Below are 19,443 nucleotides of genomic sequence, written 5' to 3' on the forward strand. Positions count from 1 at the left end.
TTGCACAACTTGGGAGTCTTAAGTTGTAGATGTTGGTAGTACCGAGTTGTGCAACTTGGGTAATGAAAGACTATGGGAAAGTATATGTTTGGTATAGACATAATATAGAAAAGGATTACTGAAAAACAGAGTTGCTATGGAACAGTTAGGAAAGATATTAATAGTGGATGATAACGAGGACGTGCTCTTTGCCCTCAACCTTTTGCTGGAACCCTATGCCGAGAAGATAAAAGTGGCGGTAACTCCCGACCGTATCGAACATTTTATGACAACTTTCCAGCCGGATATCATATTGTTGGATATGAATTTCAGCCGTGATGCCATCAGTGGGCAGGAAGGTTTCGAGAGTTTGGAACAAATTCTGCGGATAGACTCCCAGGCTGTTGTTATTTTTATGACGGCGTATGCGGACACAGATAAAGCGGTGCGTGCCATCAAGGCCGGTGCTACGGATTTTATTCCGAAACCCTGGGAGAAAGAGAAGTTGCTTGCGACACTCTCGTCCGGTATGAAATTGCGGCGTTCCCGTTGTGAAATCAATCTGCTGAAAGAACAGGTGGAAGTGCTGAGTAGTGCCGGAAGTGCTACGGAAGAAGCCATTATCGGTGAGTCTGCTGCGATGCAGAACGTTTTTTCGACAGTGGATAAATTGCGTGATACGGATGCTAATATTTTGATTCTCGGTGAGAATGGAACAGGAAAAGATGTAATAGCCCGTTTGTTGTATCGCAGTTCGCCCCGTTACGGACGGCCGTTTGTAACGATTGACCTCGGAAGCATCCCGGAACAATTGTTTGAGAGTGAATTGTTCGGTTATGAGAAAGGAGCATTTACTGATGCACGGAAGTCAAAAGCCGGACGAATGGAAGTGGCGACAGGGGGAACATTGTTTTTGGATGAAATAGGTAATCTTTCATTGCCTATGCAGGCAAAGCTGCTCACGGCTATTGAAAAACGGCAAATCAGCCGTTTAGGAAGTACACAGGCGGTGCCTATTGATGTACGTCTGATTTGTGCAACCAACGCGGATATACGCCGTTTGGTCGAAGAAGGTAATTTCCGGCAGGACTTGCTTTATCGCATCAATACGATTGAACTGCATATTCCGCCTTTGCGGGAACGGGGGAATGACATTCTCCTGTTGGCCGATTATTTCCTGCAACGCTATGCCCGGAAATATCAAAAGGAAATGAAAGGGCTGACACGTGAGGCAAAAGCCAAGTTGTTGAAATATCCCTGGCCGGGCAATGTGCGTGAGTTGCAGCATACAATGGAACGTGCCGTTATTCTGGGTGATGGCTCACTGTTACGTCCCGATAATTTCATGTTTCAGGCTTCTGCTCCCCGTCCCAAGAAGGAGGAAGAGGTGCTTAATCTGGAACAATTGGAACGACAGGCAGTGGAAAAAGCAATGCGGTTGAGCGAAGGAAATATGACGCGGGCAGCAGAGTATCTGGGGATTACGAGATTCGCGTTGTATAGGAAGATTGAAAAATTGGGGTTATAAATGATAATTTACCAGCGTAGCGCTGGAGCAAGGTTCTCCTTCGGCGTGCAAGTAATCTTTCAGACACGGATGACACGGATGACGCGGATTCTTTTTTCCTTCGGTGTGATATGCCGGTATGTATAGCGCAGCTTTAAAAATCCGCGTCATCCGTGTCATCCGCGTCTAAAAGATTAAAGTCCGCGTTCGTCCGCCTTATCCGCGTAGTCCGCGTACCCATTCCCTCGCCGATAAATTATCATTTGATGAACAAAAACATATAATATGAAGCGGTATTCCTTAGTTGTAGTTTTGCACATTTGCCTTTTGGCAGTGCTTTCCGTAGGTGTATATGTACTATTCCGGGCTGAGCTGTGGTTTAGTACACTTATCACATTCCTGTTTCTTTTAGGTACAGGGGTACACCTCTATTATGTACAGATAAAGCAGTTGCAGATGATGCGCCGTCTGACGGATAGTTTGCGTTACAATGACATGACGCAGACCTTTCGCCCACCGTATAAGAATAAGCTGATGACGGAAATGGCGATAGAATTGTCCGAAACCCTGCAAGCTTTTCGTGCCCGCCTGTTAGAAGAAGAAGTGAAGCATCAATACTACGAAAGCCTGCTGAACAAAGTAGATACCGCTGTATTAGTGACCGATATGTCCGGACGTATTGAATGGATGAACCGTGCAGCCATTGCCCAACTGGGACAAGACCCGCAACTGCCGACCGAACTTATGACCCTTTCTTCGGGAGAAACGCATGTCATGCGTATTCACCGAAACGGAGCTACTTTGGAAATGGCCGTAGCCGCCACCCTTTTCGTGGCTCGTGGCACGGAACGGAGACTGATCAGTTTAAAGAACATCCACTCTGTACTGGAACGGAATGAAATGGAAGCCTGGCAAAAGCTTATCCGCGTCCTCACCCACGAAATAATGAATTCCATCACTCCTATCATCTCTCTTTCCGAAACTTTAAGTGAGCGTGGAGTACCTGAGGCATTAAAAGATGCTACCGGAGAAAAAGAATATGCCGTAATGCTGCAAGCCATGCAGACCATTCACCGGCGCAGTAAAGGTTTATTGGGTTTCGTTGAAAATTATCGTCGTCTCACCCGTCTTCCTGCTCCCGTCCGGACCATCGTGCCTGTTCACGAATTGTTCGCGGATTTGCAGAAACTGTTTCCGGATCAAACCATCCACTTTGAACTTCCTCCGTCAGACAAAAGCCTGGATGTGGATCGTGCCCAAATAGAACAAGTACTTATCAATCTCCTGAAAAATGCCCGCGAGGCATCCGCCCGGCGCGAAGTACCTAAAATTGAGGTAAAGGCCAGTTTTGCACCCAAAGTGACCTCTTCCCTATCTTCATGGCGTTGTTCTATTACGGTCCGCGATAATGGTGAAGGTATCTTGCCCGAAGTACAGGATAAAATATTCGTTCCATTCTTCACTACAAAGACAGCAGGTTCGGGCATCGGGCTGAGTCTTTGCAAACAGATAATGAACCAGCACGGAGGAAATATTTCCGTTTATTCGGAACCGGGAAAAGGCAGTTGCTTCACTTTGCAGTTCAGTTAGAGAGTTGCTTTTGTCCGTATAGCAATCGCTTTGAGTTTTATTAAAAAACACCAATATTATATAATCGTAAAAATTCAGTGTTAATATTTTATTGCTTTTAACAGCTACTAATTTTCTCATTTTTTATTTTTGCAGCCTCACAAGTCGACAACTCATATTTAATTAACCATAAAATTTCATATGACTATGCGAACTAATTATTTGCTGCTATTAACTATTTTACTGGGGTTGATTCCCATGAACAACACACACGCTTCTGACTCTATACCAAGCGTGTTTCTTTATTCTCCTTACACAAAAATCTCCGTTTCTCCGGGGACGAGCATTGACTACAAAATAGACTTGATCAACAATTCAAAGTCTCCGGTCAATGCCGATTTATCTGTCAGCGGATTACCTTCGAGTTGGAAACGTGAGATAAAGTCGGGGGGATGGAATGTAAATAAATTGGCTGTTCTTCCCAACGAAAAGAAAGACTTTAATCTGAAACTGGAGGTTCCTTTGAAAATTAACAAAGGTAGCTACAATTTCATTGTTTCCGCCGGAGAATACCAACTTCCTTTAACGGTCACCGTAGCGCAACAAGGTACTTATCAGACCGAATTTACTACTGACCAGCCCAATATGCAGGGCAATTCAAAATCAACATTTACTTTCAGTGCCGTACTGAAAAATCAGACTGCCGACCAGCAATTATATGCTTTGATGGCCAATGCACCAAGAGGTTGGAATGTTATTTTTAAGCCCAACTACAAACAGGCTACTTCTGCGCAAGTAGAGGCAAATGCCAGTCAGAATGTATCTATAGACGTCACTCCACCAGCCAACGTGGAAGCCGGAAGCTATAAGATTTCAGTGCGTGCGGTTGCCGGCAATACTTCTGCCGACCTGGAGTTGGAAGTAGTGGTTACAGGTACGTATCAAATGGAGTTGACCACCCCACGGGGATTGCTGAGTACTGAAATAACAGCCGGGGATGTGAAGCGTCTGGAACTGGTGGTAAGAAATACAGGTTCTTCTTTACTGAAAGATATTCAACTCTCGTCCGGTAAGCCTCAGGATTGGGAAGTATCTTTTGAACCGGCCAAAATTGAGATGCTGAAAGCCGGAGAAACTTCTACTGTCACGGCTGTGATGAAAGCTTCAAAGAAAGCTTTGCCGGGCGACTACGTTGCGACAATGGAAGCCAAGACTCCTGAAGTGAATGCTACCGCGCAATTCAGAATCGCAGTAAAAACTCCGATGTTATGGGGCTGGGTAGGAATATTAATCATCATTGTAGCTGTGGGAGGCGTCTACTATCTGTTCCGCAAATATGGAAGGAGGTGATTATGGGCGAACAAGTGATCGTGCTTACCGATCTGACGAAGAGATACGGTAATTTCACAGCTGTAGACCATATCAACCTGTCTATTTGTAAAGGAGAAATCTTCGGATTGCTGGGACCGAACGGCGCCGGTAAATCGACCACTATCCTGATGATGCTGGGACTGACCGAACCGACTTCCGGCAAGGTTGAGATTTGCGGGATAAATTCCACTACAAATCCTATTGAAGTAAAGCGAAAGATAGGCTATCTCCCCGAGGACTTGGGTTTTTATGATGACATGACCGGACTGGATAATCTTATTTATACGGCACTTCTGAATGGCCTTTCGAAAAAAGAGGCGAAGGAAAAGGCAATGGAACTTCTGAGCCGTGTAGGGCTTGCCGGGCAGATTCATAAAAAGACCGGAAAATATTCGCGTGGTATGCGGCAACGTTTGGGATTGGCGGATGTGCTGATTAAGAATCCGGAGATTATCATTCTGGATGAGCCGACATCGGGTATCGACCCTGCCGGAATTCAGGAATTTATTGAGTTGGTCCGTAATTTGAGCAGGGTACATTCCCTCACGGTATTGTTTTCTTCCCATAATCTGGATCAGGTGCAGAAAGCTTGCGACCGTGTGGGGGTATTTAATCATGGGGAACTGCTGGCGCAACTCGACCTCAGAGAGATGGAGGAAAAGAAAGTGGAACTTATTGATGTTTATAATAACTATGTAAAGGAAGGAGGTGAGAAACATGAACAAAGCTGAACAGCCTTTCTGGGTTATAGTCAATAAAGAGATAAGGGATCATGTATGCAGCTGGAGGTTTATTATTCTGCTTGTCATCATTACCCTTACTTGCATGGGCGCACTGTACACGTCACTCACCAGTATGCGCGAAGCTATCAAGTCCGGTAATGCGGAAGATACGTTTTTCTTTCTGAAGTTATTTACCGTGTCGGACGGCACTCTCCCTTCTTTTGTGTTGTTCATCAACTTTTTGGGGCCGTTACTGGGTATTGCTTTAGGGTTTGATGCCATGAATTCGGAACAGAATAAGGGGACGTTGTGCCGTATATTGTCACAGCCGATACATCGTGATTGCATGATAAACGCCAAATTTCTGGCTGCATTAATCATAATCACTATCATGCTGTTTGTGCTGGGATTTCTGGTAATGGGTGCCGGACTGATTGCCATTGGTATTCCTCCTACTCCGGAAGAATTCGGGCGTATCATCTTTTTCCTTATCCTGAGTATCTTTTATGTGGGACTTTGGTTGAATATGGCAATCTTGTTTTCACTTTGTTTCCGCCAAACGGCCACTTCAGCTTTGGCTTCTATAGCAGTATGGTTGTTTTTCAGCGTATTCTATACGATGATTGTCAACTGGATTGCCAGAATGTTTATGCCTTCGGAGATGATGCATCCTTATTATGCTATCGGTTACCAGAGAATAGTTTGGGGAATAATGTCTTTTAATCCTTGCGAATTATTCAATCAGGCAACTTCCGTATTGCTGATGCCATCTATCCGGAGTCTTGGACCACTTATGATGGAACAGGTACAGGGAGCGATACCCAGCCCCCTTCCATTGGGACAGAGTTTGCTGGTGATATGGCCACAACTGACAGGGCTGATTGCGGTTACAATTCTCTGTTTTGCGTTTTCGTATGTTATATTTATGCGAAGGGAAATTCGTCCGAGGTAATTATTGTTGGGATGAAATGGAAAATGCCTGGTGATATTTTGGTCACCAGGCATTTTTATGAGTAATCTATATTATTTCTGTCTCACATATTCCAGCGTATAGCCATAATTGGAGCTCAACACCAAAGAGTCTGCCGTAAGTTTATCAATCTTCAATGTATCCACGCCTTCTATTTCAATTCCATTGCCGATACTTTTCACGGTCAGGTACAGGTTGTCACCTTGCTGTTCCCATTCTTTATATACCAATGTATGCATATTGATGGAAGAAGCCTCTCCGTTTTCTTCCAACTTGATACCTTGCATCTCTCCGGGTTGTCCTTCAATGGGCATTACCCAAGAGCCTACCACAGTGACAGGAGCCTTTGTTCCTCCGCCGCAAGCGGCAAATATGACTGCCATGACAGCCATGCTGATAATTTGTTTTTTCATGATGTCTTTTATTTTATAGTGTAACGTTGAGATGTGCTAATTGTTTGCGGGGATAAAGTTAAACGAAATATATTATTTTGCCAGATATTATTTCATCTTTTTATTCATAAGTTGGGGGCATATCAACTACGTACCAGGTCTGTGTCTATATCTCCGTACTCTATAAATATGGATCTAATACGGAGTTGCTACAGGCAGATACGGATTTGGTACAGTACAACCACGAGTAGCATTATTGTTTTACAGGACTTTAGAACTTATGGGAAATATTTTTTCTAAAAAAAACTTCATATATCTTTGTTTATTACAAAATAGTTTCTACCTTTGCACTCGCTTTTAAGAAATAAGGCATTCGGGGTGTAGCGCAGTCCGGTTAGCGCACCTGCTTTGGGAGCAGGGGGTCGTGGGTTCGAATCCCGCTACCCCGACTAAAAAAAGAAAGAGATATCTTAAATAAGATATTTCTTTCTTTTTTTAGCTATATACGTTTTTATTTTTACATTTTCAAATAAAACTCTTTTGTCAATGCAATGTATTCAGGGGTGAATTGATTGTGTTCCACTTCAATGCATAAAGTTTCTTCTATGCACTCTTTTTCTTGAAGACTGAATGAGATAAGCACTCTCCGGCATGGTTTTCCTGGCTTTGTAAAAACACGAAGACGGCGGGAAAGATATAGCTTGTACTTCCAAGCTGTGTCAATCACCAGTTTCTCTACTTCGGCGGGAATAATGATGCACACCCTCCCCTGTTCACAAAGCAGTTGGGCTGAACGCTGAAAAAGCAATTCGTAATTCAGTTCGCAGGTATGTCGTGCCATATTGCGCTGTTTGTCGGGACAATTTAAAGCGTCAACAAAATATGGAGGGTTGGAAACTATCAGGTCATATCTGTTTTCTGTCAGGAATAAACGGAAATTATTACAGATAATGCTGATTCTGTCTGCCCACGGAGAACGTGCAACGTTTATTTCTGCTTGGGCGGCTGCCTTTTCATCTATCTCTACGGCCGTGATTTGCGCCTGTGGATTTCGTTGAGCTAACATTAAAGCTATCAATCCTGTACCAGTCCCTACATCGAGAATTTGAAGAGCATTTTCTGCTGCCGACCAAGCGCCCAGGAGTACTCCGTCCGTACCTACTTTCATGGCGCACTTATCATGCCATATGGTAAATTGTTTAAACTGAAAATAAGGGTTTGACATATTCTATACTCGTTAATTGAGGGCAAAAATAGGCAAAGTCATGAATATTGTGGCAAATTTGGCACTGTTTTTGTCTTTTTATTAAAAAGGTGCTTTATATTAATGAAGAATAGATTAACTTTGCAGGCGCTTTATAAGCCCTGTCAGTATGACATAAACTTAAAAAGAAAGAAATGAAGAAAAGACTTTACCTAGGAGATACGGAAGAGAGAGAAGGAAATGCATTCTCGGTGATTGCTGATTTTGAGGGGAATGAAGAACAATTAATGGATATTGAGGTTGATGAAATCCTTCCGATATTACCTCTGCGAAATATGGTTTTGTTTCCGGGCGTGTTTATGCCGGTATCTGTTGGAAGAAAAACTTCCATGAAATTAGTGCGTGAAGCAGAAAAGAAAAGTGCATATATCGGGGTAGTCTGCCAAAAGCTGGCAGATACGGAAGCTCCTTTAATGGAGGATTTGCATACCATTGGTACGGTAGGCAAGATTATCCGTATTCTGGAAATGCCTGACCAGACAACGACTATCATTCTGCAAGGCGTCAAACGTATGGAACTGAAAGAAATTGTTGATACAGTTCCCTACCTGAAAGGCCGGGTAAAGGCGTTGGAAGAAGATATTCCGGAAAAAGGTGATAAAGAATTCCACGCATTGGTAGAAGCATGTAAGGACTTGACTATCCGCTTTATCAAATCATCTGATATGTTTCCGCAAGATTCTGCATTTGCTATCAAGAACATTACTAATCCGATGTTTTTGGTAGACTTCATCTGCACCAATCTTCCGTTGAAGAAGGATGAAAAGGTTGAATTGTTGCGTATCGACTCCTTGCGGGCCCGTACTTATCGCTTACTGGAGATACTGAATCGGGAAGTGCAACTTGCCGAGATAAAGGAATCCATACAGATGCGTGCACGGGAAGATATTGACCAGCAGCAACGTGAATACTTCTTGCAGCAACAAATTAAAACCATTCAGGATGAACTGGGTGGCGGCGGTCAGGAGCAGGAAATAGAAGAAATGCGCCGTAAGGCTGCTTCCATCAAATGGAGTGCAGAAGTGAGAGAGACTTTCATTAAAGAGTTGGATAAACTGGAACGTACTCATCCGCAATCTCCCGATTACAGCGTGCAACTCAATTATCTGCAAACAATGCTCAGCCTGCCATGGGGGGTATATACTGTCGATAATCTGAATCTGACAAATGCGGAAAAGACCTTAAATAAAGACCATTACGGTTTGGAAAAGGTAAAAGAACGTATTCTGGAGCACTTGGCGGTATTGAAACTGAAAGGTGACATGAAGTCGCCTATCATCTGCTTGTATGGCCCTCCGGGAGTTGGTAAGACATCTTTAGGACGTTCCATTGCTGCTGCATTGAAGCGGAAATATATCCGTATGTCATTGGGTGGTGTGCATGATGAAGCGGAAATCCGCGGACATCGCAAAACGTATATCGGAGCAATGCCGGGACGTATTATCAAGAGTTTGATTAAGGCCGGTTCTTCCAATCCGGTATTTATTCTGGATGAGATAGATAAGGTAAGTTCCGATCGTCAGGGAGACCCTTCTTCCGCTTTACTTGAGGTGCTTGATCCTGAACAGAATACGACATTCCATGATAACTTCCTGGATGTGGACTATGATTTGTCAAAGGTGATGTTTATCGCTACCGCGAATAATCTGAATACCATTCCCGGGCCGTTGCTCGACCGGATGGAACTGATTGAAGTAAGTGGTTATATCACCGAAGAAAAGATAGAGATTGCCCGCCGCCATCTGGTTCCGAAAGAACTGGAAGCTAATGGCATGAAGAAGAATGATATCAAGATACCTAAGAATACACTGGAAGCAATTATCGAGTCGTATACCCGTGAGAGCGGTGTGCGCGAATTGGAAAAGAAAATCGGTAAGATACTTCGTAAGTCAGCCCGTCAGTATGCTACGGATGGGTATTTTGCGAAACAAGAAATCAAACCGGCAGACTTGTACGAGTTTCTCGGTGCACCGGAATATTCCCGTGATAAATATCAAGGTAACGAATACGCAGGTGTGGTTACCGGCTTGGCATGGACTGCCGTAGGTGGAGAAATTCTGTTTGTGGAAACAAGTTTGAGTCGTGGAAAAGGCGGACGCCTGACGCTGACCGGAAATCTGGGTGATGTGATGAAAGAATCTGCCATGTTGGCTTTAGAGTACATCAAGGCGCATGCTTCTTTGCTGAATCTGGATGAAGACATCTTTGATAACTGGAATATCCATGTGCATGTGCCCGAAGGTGCTATTCCTAAGGATGGACCGTCGGCAGGTATCACTATGGCTACTTCCCTTGCTTCTGCCCTTACCCAGCGCAAAGTGAAAGCAAACCTTGCCATGACCGGTGAGATTACACTGCGCGGGAAAGTGCTTCCTGTAGGGGGAATCAAGGAGAAAATTCTGGCGGCTAAACGTGCCGGTATCAAAGACATTATTCTGAGTGAGGAAAACCGTAAGAATATTGATGAGATACAAGAGCTCTACCTCAAAGGGTTGACTTTCCATTATGTGAAGGATGTGAAAGAGGTGTTTGCTATTGCGCTTACCAATGAAAAGGTAGCCGATGCCATCGACTTGTCCGCAAAGAAAGAAAAGACAGAAAAGAAAGCAGAATGACATTCGACTTACAATATACAGACAGTAAAAGTAATGCGCGTGCAGGACTGATTACCACTGACCACGGGCAAATAGAGACACCTATCTTTATGCCGGTAGGTACTGTAGGAACAGTGAAAGGTGTACATGTAACCGAACTGAAAGAAGATATCAAGGCGCAGATTATATTAGGTAATACTTATCATTTATATCTGCGTCCGGGATTGGATGTATTGGAAAAGGCCGGAGGATTACATAAGTTCAATGGCTTCGACCGTCCGATGCTGACGGATAGCGGTGGATTTCAAGTATTTTCACTGTCAGGTATCCGCAAGTTGCGTGAAGAGGGTGCGGAGTTTCGTTCGCACATTGACGGTAGCAAGCATATCTTTACTCCAGAAAAGGTGATGGATATTGAGCGTACGATTGGCGCAGATATCATGATGGCATTCGACGAGTGCCCTCCGGGTGATTCGGACTATGCTTATGCCAAAAAGTCATTGGGACTGACACATCGTTGGCTGGACCGCTGTATTCAGCGTTTCAACGAAACGGAACCTAAATATGGTTACAATCAGTCTCTTTTCCCTATCGTTCAGGGATGCGTATATCCCGACCTTCGTAAGCAGTCGGCGGAGTTTATCGCATCAAAGGGTGCGGACGGCAATGCCATCGGTGGTTTGGCGGTAGGTGAACCGGTAGATAAAATGTATGAGATGATTGAGCTGGTGAACGAAATTCTGCCTAAAGACAAACCACGTTATCTGATGGGCGTAGGTACACCGGTCAATATCCTGGAAGGTATAGAGCGTGGTGTGGATATGTTCGACTGCGTAATGCCGACCCGTAACGGACGTAACGGTATGTTGTTTACCAAAGATGGCATCATCAATATGCGCAATAAGAAATGGGAAACAGACTTCTCTCCTATTGAGGCGGATGGGGCTTCCAGTGTAGATACCTTATACAGTAAAGCATATCTGCGTCATTTGTTCCATGCACAGGAATTGTTGGCTATGCAGATTGCTTCTATTCATAATTTGGCATTTTATCTATGGCTGGTGGGTGAAGCCCGCAAGCATATCATCGCCGGTGACTTCTCTACATGGAAACCGATGATGGTGAAACGTGTATCTACAAGATTATGAAAAAGCTGAACTGGAAAATTAAAGGTGTAAAGTTGCCGGATGACTGGAAGTGGTTGAAGCGGTTGGACTTTTATATTATAAAGAAGTTCCTGGGGACTTATGTGTTTGCCATTGCATTGATTATCTCTATTGCAGTGGTGTTCGACTTCAATGAGAAGATGGACAGATTTATGTCACACGAAGCACCCTGGAATGCTATTATTTTCGACTATTATCTGAACTTCATCCCCTACTTTGCCAATTTGTTCAGTCCGCTGTTCGTATTTATTGCCGTTATCTTCTTTACCTCTAAACTGGCTGAGAACTCTGAAATTATTGCCATGTTCTCTACCGGAATGAGTTTCAAGCGAATGCTTCGCCCTTATATGGTATCGGCAGCGATTATTGCTATAGTCACTTTTTTCCTGGGTTCTTATGTCATACCCCAAGGTAGTGTGACGCGTATTAACTTTGAGGATAAATACTATAAACCGCGTAAAAACAATACAGCCCGGAATATTCAATTGGAAGTGGACTCTGGTGTAATTGCTTATATTGAACGCTTTGAGGACTTCACCAAGACAGGGTACCGTTTCTCGTTGGACAAATTTAAAGATAAACAGTTGGTTTCCCATCTCACTGCTCGCTCTATCACTTATGACACGGCTTCCGTTCATAAATGGATTATCAAAGACTATATGATACGTGAAATGGATGGTATGAAGGAGAGTATCACTAAAGGTGACCGGATTGACAGTACACTCTTCATGGAACCTGCTGACTTTCTGATAACTAAGAACCAGCAGGAAATGATGACTAATCCACAGTTAAGCGAATACATCACTCGACAGAGGCAGCGAGGTTTTGCCAATATTAAGGAGTTTGAGATTGAGTATCACAAACGTATTGCTATGTCGTTTGCATCGTTTATATTAACGTTGATAGGTGTTTCTCTTTCTTCGAAAAAAACAAAGGGTGGAATGGGATTGCATTTAGGTATAGGTTTGGGATTAAGTTTTTCATATATATTATTCCAGACAATTGCTTCCACTTTTGCGGTGAACGGTAATGTGCCTCCGGTGATTGCTGTGTGGATACCTAATATACTTTATGCGTTCATCGCATTCTATCTGTATCAGAAAGCGCCGAAATAAGATAATCTGAAAAGATAATAAAATAAGAAGCCCCTCCCGCTCCTGTGTTACCACAAGTGCGGGAGGGGCTTTTTTGTTGTATTCATTTCCTCTTTTGTTTTTGTTTCCTCTTAACTTTGATGACAATGAGCCACCATTATATTCTTTGGAAACAACCCAACTTTCGTCTTACAGGTTCTTTAAGTTTTCCATAGCATGTGCAGTGAAAAGCTTAATTCAAGTAAGCTGAAAGCTCTGCGGCAGAGATGTTTTTGGCTATAATCACACCATTATCATCCAGTAAATAGTTAGTAAATCCCCGGCCTAAGCGATACTTTTTAAAGATGCCGGACGACTCGCCTTTAGTTTCCACGAAACAAGTGGGCGTAACTATTTGGTCCTTACGAATGGTTTCCTCGAAGATAGACTGATATTCATCGAATGAAACGGAAACCATTTCCACATTATTATTTAGAGAAGTTGAGCGAAGCGCATTGCTTAAACTTGCGTTTTGCATCCGGGACTGCGCGTCGTAACTTGCCCAGAAACTGAGTAGCACATACTTCCCCTTCATTCGGGAAAGATTTTGAGTGGATTGCTCAGTCGACATAGTTTCGATTTTAAAATCAGGGGCTATGTCACCCACATTCAAACCACCGGTTGGTTTGTCTTTTTCTACGAAAGAAGTCAAGGAACTAATTAGTAATACAACAAAAATCCATTTTACATACTTCATGTAACGCGGTTTTGGTTAATACTGGTTGATTTACAGGTGCTTGCTTTGATACTGATTTAGCGTCTTGTAAAACAAATGTAAACTCAACATTTACTAAGATTGTAGAACCACTTGTCCTAAATCGACGTCAAAGGTACAACATTATTATTGATTATCAAGCAAATGGTTAACTTTTTTATGTTATATAACATGTTTTGTGCCTCTGGTTACCTTCTGGGCGCTGTTACTTAAAGAACATTTCATTGCTATTTTCGTTCAATAAATGATGCAGAACATATATTTTCATGCTATTTTAACAAGAGTCGTGGGAATTTTGTCTACTTTTGCAGCTATTATTTTTTTATTTTAAATAAACAATTTATGCAACCATTGAGCACTGAGCTTATTCTTATCCGTGTCACGGGTGAAGATCGCCCGGGATTGACAGCGTCAGTCACGGAAATTTTAGCAAAATACGACGCTACTATTCTTGACATCGGTCAGGCCGATATTCATAATACGTTATCACTGGGTATCTTATGCAAGACGGAGGAACAGCATTCCGGCTTTATCATGAAGGAGTTGCTTTTCAAGGCATCTTCTTTGGGAGTTACCATCCGTTTCTATCCTATTTCGGTGAAAGAGTATGAGGATTGGGTAAACATGCAGGGCAAAAATCGCTATATCCTTACTTTATTGGGACGTAAATTGTCTGCCCGCCAAATATCCGCCGTTACCCGCATCTTGTCTGATCAAGGAATGAATATTGATGCCATTAAGCGTCTGACCGGACGTATTCCGTTGGATGAATGTGATTCGCGTACCCGTGCTTGCATCGAATTTTCGGTCCGGGGTACTCCAAAAGATCGCATTGCCATGCAGGAGCAACTGATGAAACTGGCAAGTGAACTGGAAATGGATTTCTCTTTCCAGCTTGATAATATGTATCGCCGTATGCGTCGCCTGATATGCTTTGATATGGACTCTACGCTGATTGAAACGGAAGTGATTGACGAGTTGGCATTGCGTGCCGGTGTGGGAGACGAGGTGAAAGCTATCACCGAGCGTGCCATGCGCGGTGAAATTGACTTCACGGAAAGTTTTCGCGAACGTGTGGCTTTGCTGAAGGGACTGGATGAATCCGTCATGCAGGAAATTGCTGAAAGTTTGCCAATCACGGAAGGTGTAGATCGATTGATGTATGTATTGAAGAAGTATGGTTATAAGATTGCCATCCTTTCCGGTGGTTTCACTTATTTCGGGCAATACTTACAAAAAAAATATGGCATTGACTATGTATATGCCAATGAACTGGAAATTGTGGATGGTAAACTGACCGGCCGTTATCTGGGTGATGTGGTGGATGGCAAACGGAAAGCCGAATTGTTGCGTCTTATCGCACAAGTGGAAAAAGTGGACATTGCTCAGACTATTGCAGTAGGTGATGGAGCTAATGACCTTCCGATGCTGGGTATTGCCGGATTGGGTATCGCTTTTCATGCTAAACCCAAAGTAGTGGCTAATGCCAAACAATCCATCAATACCATCGGTCTGGATGGTGTACTCTATTTTTTGGGCTTTAAAGATTCCTATATCGATTTGCCGAGATAGCCTGAACTATTCCGCAAATATATTTGTTCATATAATGACATATATATTTGCGGAACCTCTTAAATAATAATACTATGAAGAGAATCAGGAATCTATTCTATCTCTCTTTGTTTTTGATTGTACCCGGTCTTCCGGCCGTTGCACAAAAGAAACTTCATGCTACCCTACCCGACTCCATAACGACTGTTGGATATGCAACAGGTCTTCGTAAGAACCTTTCCGGACTGGTGGAAAGAATTACCGAAAATCAGATGAATAAAGATCAGATTACCAATCCGCTGGATGCTATTCGCGGACGGGTACCGGGATTGACTATTCTGAAAGGCTCAAATGGTCCTGCCGCACTTGACGCTGTCCGCCTGCGCGGCACTACTTCATTGACTACCGGAAACGACCCGCTGATTATTGTGGATGGTGTTTTCGGTGATTTAAGTATGCTCACATCTATTTATCCGGCGGATATTGAAAGTTTTGTGATTCTGAAAGATGCCTCGGAAACGGCGCAATATGGTTCACGAGGAGCATCGGGAGTAATAGAGATCACTACAAAGAAAGGTGTCAGCGGGCGTACAAGCGTCAACTATAATGGCAGTTTCGGTATTGCTTCAAGTTATAAGACCGTGAGGATGCTTAGTGGGGATGAATTCCGCAACGTGGCTCGGGAGCGTGGTATTCCTATTACAGATTTAGGCAACAATACCGATTTTCAGAAAGAGATAGAGCAGACCGGACTGCAACATAATCACCATATCGCTTTTTCCGGTGGTACGAATACCTCCAATTATCGCGTCTCACTTGCCTTGATGAACCGTGAAGGGGTGATCGTTAATGAAAAATTGCAGAACTTTACGTCGAATATGAACATGACCCAGTATGCTTTCGATAATTTTCTGAAATGCGATCTCGGCATGTTTGGCTCCATACAAAAAGAACGTAATCTGGTGAATCTGCACAAGGTGTTCTATTCCGCAGCTTCGTTCAATCCTACTTTTCCCAATCATAAGAATCCGGAAACCGGAAGTTGGGACGGAAGCGCTTTTGCCAGCCAGTTGTCTCACCCACTGGCCTGGATGGATGTGAATGACAAGGATGCCACATCGCATATCAGCACCCATGCCCGGTTGACGTTTAATCTGTCGGAAGCATGGAAACTGACTCTTTTCGGTTCCTATACCTATAATGTGCTGGAAGAGTCACAGTATCTACCCATTGCCGTATGGGCAAACGGGCAGGCATACAGAGGTACTAAAAAAATGGAATCATTGCTTGGCAATATGATGCTATCTTATAAAAAGGAGTGGAAAAAACATTTCTTTGATATTTTAGGATTGGCAGAATTGCAGAAAGATCAATATACGGGTTATCATGTTACTGCTACAAAGTTCAGCAACGATGATACTGGCTACAATAATCTGCAAGGGGGCGCTCTTCGTCCGTGGGAGGGCACCGGTTCTTATTACGAAGATCCGCGTCTTGTCTCTTTTATGGGACGCGTGAATTATACATATAATGACCGTTACATTCTGACAGTGAACGCTCGCGGAGACGCTTCTTCTAAGTTTGGCAGTAATCATAAATGGGGATTTTTTCCGGCGGTGTCAGTTGCATGGGTAGTCAGTAACGAAAAGTTCATGCAGAAACTGCCTTTTATTGATAACTTGAAGATTCGTGCAGGATATGGCTTGGCGGGCAATCAGAATGGTATTGACTCGTACACGACATTAAGTCTGATGTACCCTAATGGTGTAGCTCCGGTCGGTTCTTCGCCTGTGGTTACGATGGATAAACTGCGGAATACTAATCCTGATTTGAAATGGGAGGTGAAACAAACTTTCAATGCCGGTATAGAGCTGGCTTTGCTTGGAAACCGGTTGTTGCTGACTGCAAACTACTATAACTCTAAAACGAAAGACATGCTCTATCTTTACAATGTGAGCGTACCACCTTTCACTTACAACACTTTGCTGGCAAACATCGGCTCTATGCGTAACTACGGAACAGAGTTATCCATTGGTATCACTCCTCTTAAAACACAAGATATGGAGTTGAATATCAATGCCAACCTTACCTTTCAGCAAAATAAACTGCTCTCTCTTAACGGAACCTATCAGGGTGAGCAGATTTCAGCAGCTGAGTATAAAAGCCTTGCCGGATTGGATGGTGCCGGGTTTCATGGCGGATACAACCATATTGTTTATCAGATTGTTGGCCAACCATTAGGAGTGTTCTATTTACCTCATTGCACAGGACTGATTTCTGATGGAAACGGTGGCTATACTTATCAGGTTGCCGACCTCAATGGCGGTGGTGTTAGTCTGGAAGACGGTGAAGACCGCTATGTGGCGGGACAGGCAGTTCCGAAGACGATTCTTGGGTCCAATATAAGTTTCCGTTATAAGGATTTTGATGTGTCGTTGCAGATAAACGGCGCATTCGGACATAAAGTCTACAATGGCACTTCATTGACTTATATGAATATGAATAGTTTCCCCGATTACAATGTTATGAAGAAGGCACCTGCCCGGAACATAAAAGACCAAACCGCTACGGACTATTGGCTGGAAGACGGTGATTATATCAACTTCGATTATGTCACGGTAGGTTGGAATGTTCCGTTAAAAAATCCCCGTTATTTACAGTCGCTCCGCTTATCACTGACAGTCAATAATCTGGCTACCATTTCCGGCTATTCGGGACTGACTCCCATGATAAACAGTTCCTCTGTGGACTCTACTTTAGGCATAGATGACAAACGTACTTATCCTCTATACCGTACATATACTATCGGACTAAGTGTAAACTTCTAAATCCTAAAACTATGAAACGTTATACTCTATTTTATCTGTTCTACATTTTATCCATTCTTTGCTGTCTTGCTACTTCATGCGATGGGTTTCTGAAAGAAAAACCCCGCGATGCACAACCCGAAGAAGAAGGGTATCGCAACATCTCTGAACTTTATCTCAACGCGGTCGCTTCCCTTTACAACTATATCGGTGGAAACTCCGACAGTCAAGGTCTGCAGGGAACAGGCCGTGGGGTATATGACCTGAACACTTTTACCACTGATGAAGCCATAATGCCTACCCGTGGCGGTGACTGGTATGATGGCGGTTTTTGGCAAGGTTTGTTCCTGCATAAATGGGGTGTTAACAATGATGCGATACAAGCCACCTGGGAATACCTCTATAAAGTAATCATGCTTAGCAATAACTCCCTGGAGCATATTGAAACTTACGCTCTTACTCATTCTGATGCGGAACTTCCCGCATATCGTGCCGAGGTGCGTGCTTTCCGTGCGATGTATTATTATTACCTGATGGATTTGTTTGGGCGTGTTCCTATGGTTGTGGCTTCCAAGGTCGCCTCAAAAGATATTGTACTGAGCGAGCGCAAAGAAGTCTTTAATTTTGTATTCAGGGAGTTACAGGAGGCTGCCTCCCTCCTGCCCGCTGAGTTCAGTAACCGCTCGGGTAATTACTACGGACGTCTGACCCGTCCTGTCGCCTACTTCCTGCTTGCAAAACTGGCGTTGAATGTTGAAATTTATACAGATAATGACTGGACAGATGATGTTCGTCCGGATGGCAAAACTATCTTCTTCGAGGTAGACGGCAGCACTCTCAATGCCTGGCAGACGGCGGAAGCCTACTGCGATAAGATTACAGCTTTTGGTTATCGCCTTGAAACCGATTATACGGTAAATTTTGCCGTATACAATGAAAGTTCTGTCGAGAATATTTTCACTATTCCGATGAATAAGACATTATATACCAATCAGATGCAATATCTTTTCCGCTCGCGTCACTATAATCATGCCAAGGCGCTGGGACTATCCGGCGAGAATGGTTCGAGTGCTACTATCGAAGTCTTGCAGACCTTTGGATATGAAACGGATGGACAAGATCCTCGTTTCGATTACTGCTATTATGCCGGCATCGTTTACGATTTGAAAGGTAACGTTGTGAAACTGGATGATGGTACGGTTTTGGTTTACGAACCTTGGGAGGTTAAGTTGGACTTGTCCGATGAACCGTATGAGAAGACTGCCGGTGCCCGTATGAAGAAATATGAGATTGATGATAAGGCAATGAAGGATGGCAAACTGATGGAAAATGATATTGTCCTGTTTCGTTATGCCGATGTTCTGCTGATGAAGAGCGAAGCGAAAGTTCGTGACGGACGCAACGGAGATGAAGAGTTGAACCGGGTGCGTAATCGTGTCGGTGCACCGGAACGTACTGCGACTTTGGAGAGTCTTCTTGCCGAGCGTCAGATGGAATTAGCCTGGGAAGGCTGGCGGCGTCAGGATTTAATCCGTTTCGGGCAATTTACTCGTTCTTACAGTAGCCGTCCGCAACTGCCGGATGAAGAAAACGGATATACTACTGTCTTTCCTATCCCAGAGAAAATCAGGCAAATGAATCCGGGATGGAAACAGCATCCGGGGTATTAAAGGAATGAATTGCAAAGTCGCTTCATTCCTTTG

At 43.6% G+C, this 19,443-nt stretch carries 14 protein-coding genes and 1 tRNA gene; 12 read left to right on the forward strand and 3 right to left on the reverse strand.

Annotated features, from left to right (window positions below):
- Window positions 1-136: 136 nt before the first annotated feature.
- The 5 genes from BUC01_RS11215 to BUC01_RS11235 all read left to right on the forward strand — a co-directional run bounded on the left by BUC01_RS11215 (window position 137) and on the right by BUC01_RS11235 (window position 6,100).
- Window positions 137-1,507, forward strand: coding sequence for a sigma-54-dependent transcriptional regulator (locus BUC01_RS11215; protein ID WP_025833914.1), 1,371 nt, complete (start codon window positions 137-139; stop codon window positions 1,505-1,507).
- A 264-nt stretch (window positions 1,508-1,771) separates the two neighbouring features.
- Window positions 1,772-3,076 carry a sensor histidine kinase gene (locus tag BUC01_RS11220; protein WP_073313757.1) on the forward strand — a complete coding sequence of 435 codons (1,305 nt, stop codon included), beginning with the start codon at window positions 1,772-1,774 and terminating at the stop codon, window positions 3,074-3,076.
- Between the two features lie 180 nt (window positions 3,077-3,256).
- Window positions 3,257-4,405 carry a COG1470 family protein gene (locus BUC01_RS11225; RefSeq protein ID WP_025831067.1) on the forward strand — a complete coding sequence of 383 codons (1,149 nt, stop codon included), beginning with the start codon at window positions 3,257-3,259 and terminating at the stop codon, window positions 4,403-4,405.
- Window positions 4,406-4,407: 2 nt separating this feature from the next.
- A complete protein-coding gene (locus tag BUC01_RS11230) occupies window positions 4,408-5,157 on the forward strand; it encodes an ABC transporter ATP-binding protein (protein WP_025831068.1) in 750 nt (249 codons plus the stop codon).
- Window positions 5,144-6,100, forward strand: coding sequence for an ABC transporter permease (locus BUC01_RS11235; protein WP_025831069.1), 957 nt, complete (start codon window positions 5,144-5,146; stop codon window positions 6,098-6,100). Before BUC01_RS11230 ends, BUC01_RS11235 begins: the two co-directional genes overlap by 14 nt.
- A 71-nt stretch (window positions 6,101-6,171) precedes the next feature.
- Here BUC01_RS11235 and BUC01_RS11240 read toward each other — a convergent pair whose 3' ends face one another.
- Entirely contained in the window at window positions 6,172-6,531 is a 360-nt protein-coding gene (locus BUC01_RS11240; RefSeq protein ID WP_025831070.1) for a lipocalin-like domain-containing protein, read from the reverse strand.
- Window positions 6,532-6,884: 353 nt separating this feature from the next.
- Here BUC01_RS11240 and BUC01_RS11245 point away from each other — a divergent pair.
- Window positions 6,885-6,959, forward strand: a tRNA-Pro gene (locus BUC01_RS11245).
- A gap of 68 nt (window positions 6,960-7,027) precedes the next feature.
- Here the strand turns inward: BUC01_RS11245 and BUC01_RS11250 are convergent.
- On the reverse strand, window positions 7,028-7,735 hold the full coding sequence (locus tag BUC01_RS11250; RefSeq protein ID WP_073313759.1) for a tRNA1(Val) (adenine(37)-N6)-methyltransferase: 708 nt from the start codon (window positions 7,733-7,735) through the stop codon (window positions 7,028-7,030).
- Window positions 7,736-7,908: 173 nt separating this feature from the next.
- On the opposite strand from BUC01_RS11250, the gene lon reads away from it, so the two are divergent.
- From lon to BUC01_RS11265, 3 genes are read left to right on the forward strand one after another with little or no spacing between them, the layout of a single operon-like run.
- Entirely contained in the window at window positions 7,909-10,389 is a 2,481-nt protein-coding gene (lon, locus tag BUC01_RS11255) for an endopeptidase La (RefSeq protein ID WP_073313761.1), read from the forward strand.
- Window positions 10,386-11,516 carry a tRNA guanosine(34) transglycosylase Tgt gene (tgt, locus tag BUC01_RS11260; protein ID WP_073313763.1) on the forward strand — a complete coding sequence of 377 codons (1,131 nt, stop codon included), beginning with the start codon at window positions 10,386-10,388 and terminating at the stop codon, window positions 11,514-11,516. Before lon ends, tgt begins: the two co-directional genes overlap by 4 nt.
- On the forward strand, window positions 11,513-12,649 hold the full coding sequence (locus tag BUC01_RS11265) for an LptF/LptG family permease (RefSeq protein WP_025831071.1): 1,137 nt from the start codon (window positions 11,513-11,515) through the stop codon (window positions 12,647-12,649). Before tgt ends, BUC01_RS11265 begins: the two co-directional genes overlap by 4 nt.
- A 211-nt stretch (window positions 12,650-12,860) precedes the next feature.
- Here the strand turns inward: BUC01_RS11265 and BUC01_RS11270 are convergent, their stop codons facing one another.
- Entirely contained in the window at window positions 12,861-13,364 is a 504-nt protein-coding gene (locus tag BUC01_RS11270) for a redoxin domain-containing protein (RefSeq protein ID WP_025831072.1), read from the reverse strand.
- Between the two features lie 360 nt (window positions 13,365-13,724).
- Between BUC01_RS11270 and serB the strand changes: the two genes are divergently transcribed.
- The 3 genes from serB to BUC01_RS11285 all read left to right on the forward strand — a co-directional run bounded on the left by serB (window position 13,725) and on the right by BUC01_RS11285 (window position 19,410).
- On the forward strand, window positions 13,725-14,954 hold the full coding sequence (gene serB / locus BUC01_RS11275; RefSeq protein WP_025831073.1) for a phosphoserine phosphatase SerB: 1,230 nt from the start codon (window positions 13,725-13,727) through the stop codon (window positions 14,952-14,954).
- 74 nt (window positions 14,955-15,028) lie between these two features.
- Window positions 15,029-17,761, forward strand: a complete 2,733-nt coding sequence (locus tag BUC01_RS11280) for a SusC/RagA family TonB-linked outer membrane protein (RefSeq protein ID WP_073313765.1) — start codon at window positions 15,029-15,031, stop codon at window positions 17,759-17,761.
- Window positions 17,762-17,772: 11 nt separating this feature from the next.
- The gene (locus tag BUC01_RS11285; RefSeq protein ID WP_025831074.1) at window positions 17,773-19,410 is read left to right on the forward strand and encodes a RagB/SusD family nutrient uptake outer membrane protein; all 1,638 of its coding nucleotides are present in this window, start codon (window positions 17,773-17,775) and stop codon (window positions 19,408-19,410) included.
- Window positions 19,411-19,443 lie beyond the last annotated feature (33 nt).

The sequence above is a fragment of the Bacteroides stercorirosoris genome (assembly GCF_900142015.1).
GTDB lineage: Bacteria > Bacteroidota > Bacteroidia > Bacteroidales > Bacteroidaceae > Bacteroides > Bacteroides stercorirosoris.

What these genes read in the sequence shown, in the direction of transcription:
- BUC01_RS11270 (WP_025831072.1), bottom strand. Translation starts at nt 13,364, where the DNA reads ATGAAGTATGTAAAATGGATTTTTGTTGTATTACTAATTAGTTCCTTG.
- BUC01_RS11265 (WP_025831071.1), top strand. Translation starts at nt 11,513, where the DNA reads ATGAAAAAGCTGAACTGGAAAATTAAAGGTGTAAAGTTGCCGGATGAC.
- BUC01_RS11285 (WP_025831074.1), top strand. Translation starts at nt 17,773, where the DNA reads ATGAAACGTTATACTCTATTTTATCTGTTCTACATTTTATCCATTCTT.
- BUC01_RS11225 (WP_025831067.1), top strand. Translation starts at nt 3,257, where the DNA reads ATGACTATGCGAACTAATTATTTGCTGCTATTAACTATTTTACTGGGG.
- BUC01_RS11220 (WP_073313757.1), top strand. Translation starts at nt 1,772, where the DNA reads ATGAAGCGGTATTCCTTAGTTGTAGTTTTGCACATTTGCCTTTTGGCA.
- lon (WP_073313761.1), top strand. Translation starts at nt 7,909, where the DNA reads ATGAAGAAAAGACTTTACCTAGGAGATACGGAAGAGAGAGAAGGAAAT.
- BUC01_RS11280 (WP_073313765.1), top strand. Translation starts at nt 15,029, where the DNA reads ATGAAGAGAATCAGGAATCTATTCTATCTCTCTTTGTTTTTGATTGTA.
- serB (WP_025831073.1), top strand. Translation starts at nt 13,725, where the DNA reads ATGCAACCATTGAGCACTGAGCTTATTCTTATCCGTGTCACGGGTGAA.
- BUC01_RS11250 (WP_073313759.1), bottom strand. Translation starts at nt 7,735, where the DNA reads ATGTCAAACCCTTATTTTCAGTTTAAACAATTTACCATATGGCATGAT.
- BUC01_RS11215 (WP_025833914.1), top strand. Translation starts at nt 137, where the DNA reads ATGGAACAGTTAGGAAAGATATTAATAGTGGATGATAACGAGGACGTG.
- BUC01_RS11230 (WP_025831068.1), top strand. Translation starts at nt 4,408, where the DNA reads ATGGGCGAACAAGTGATCGTGCTTACCGATCTGACGAAGAGATACGGT.
- BUC01_RS11240 (WP_025831070.1), bottom strand. Translation starts at nt 6,531, where the DNA reads ATGAAAAAACAAATTATCAGCATGGCTGTCATGGCAGTCATATTTGCC.
- BUC01_RS11235 (WP_025831069.1), top strand. Translation starts at nt 5,144, where the DNA reads ATGAACAAAGCTGAACAGCCTTTCTGGGTTATAGTCAATAAAGAGATA.
- tgt (WP_073313763.1), top strand. Translation starts at nt 10,386, where the DNA reads ATGACATTCGACTTACAATATACAGACAGTAAAAGTAATGCGCGTGCA.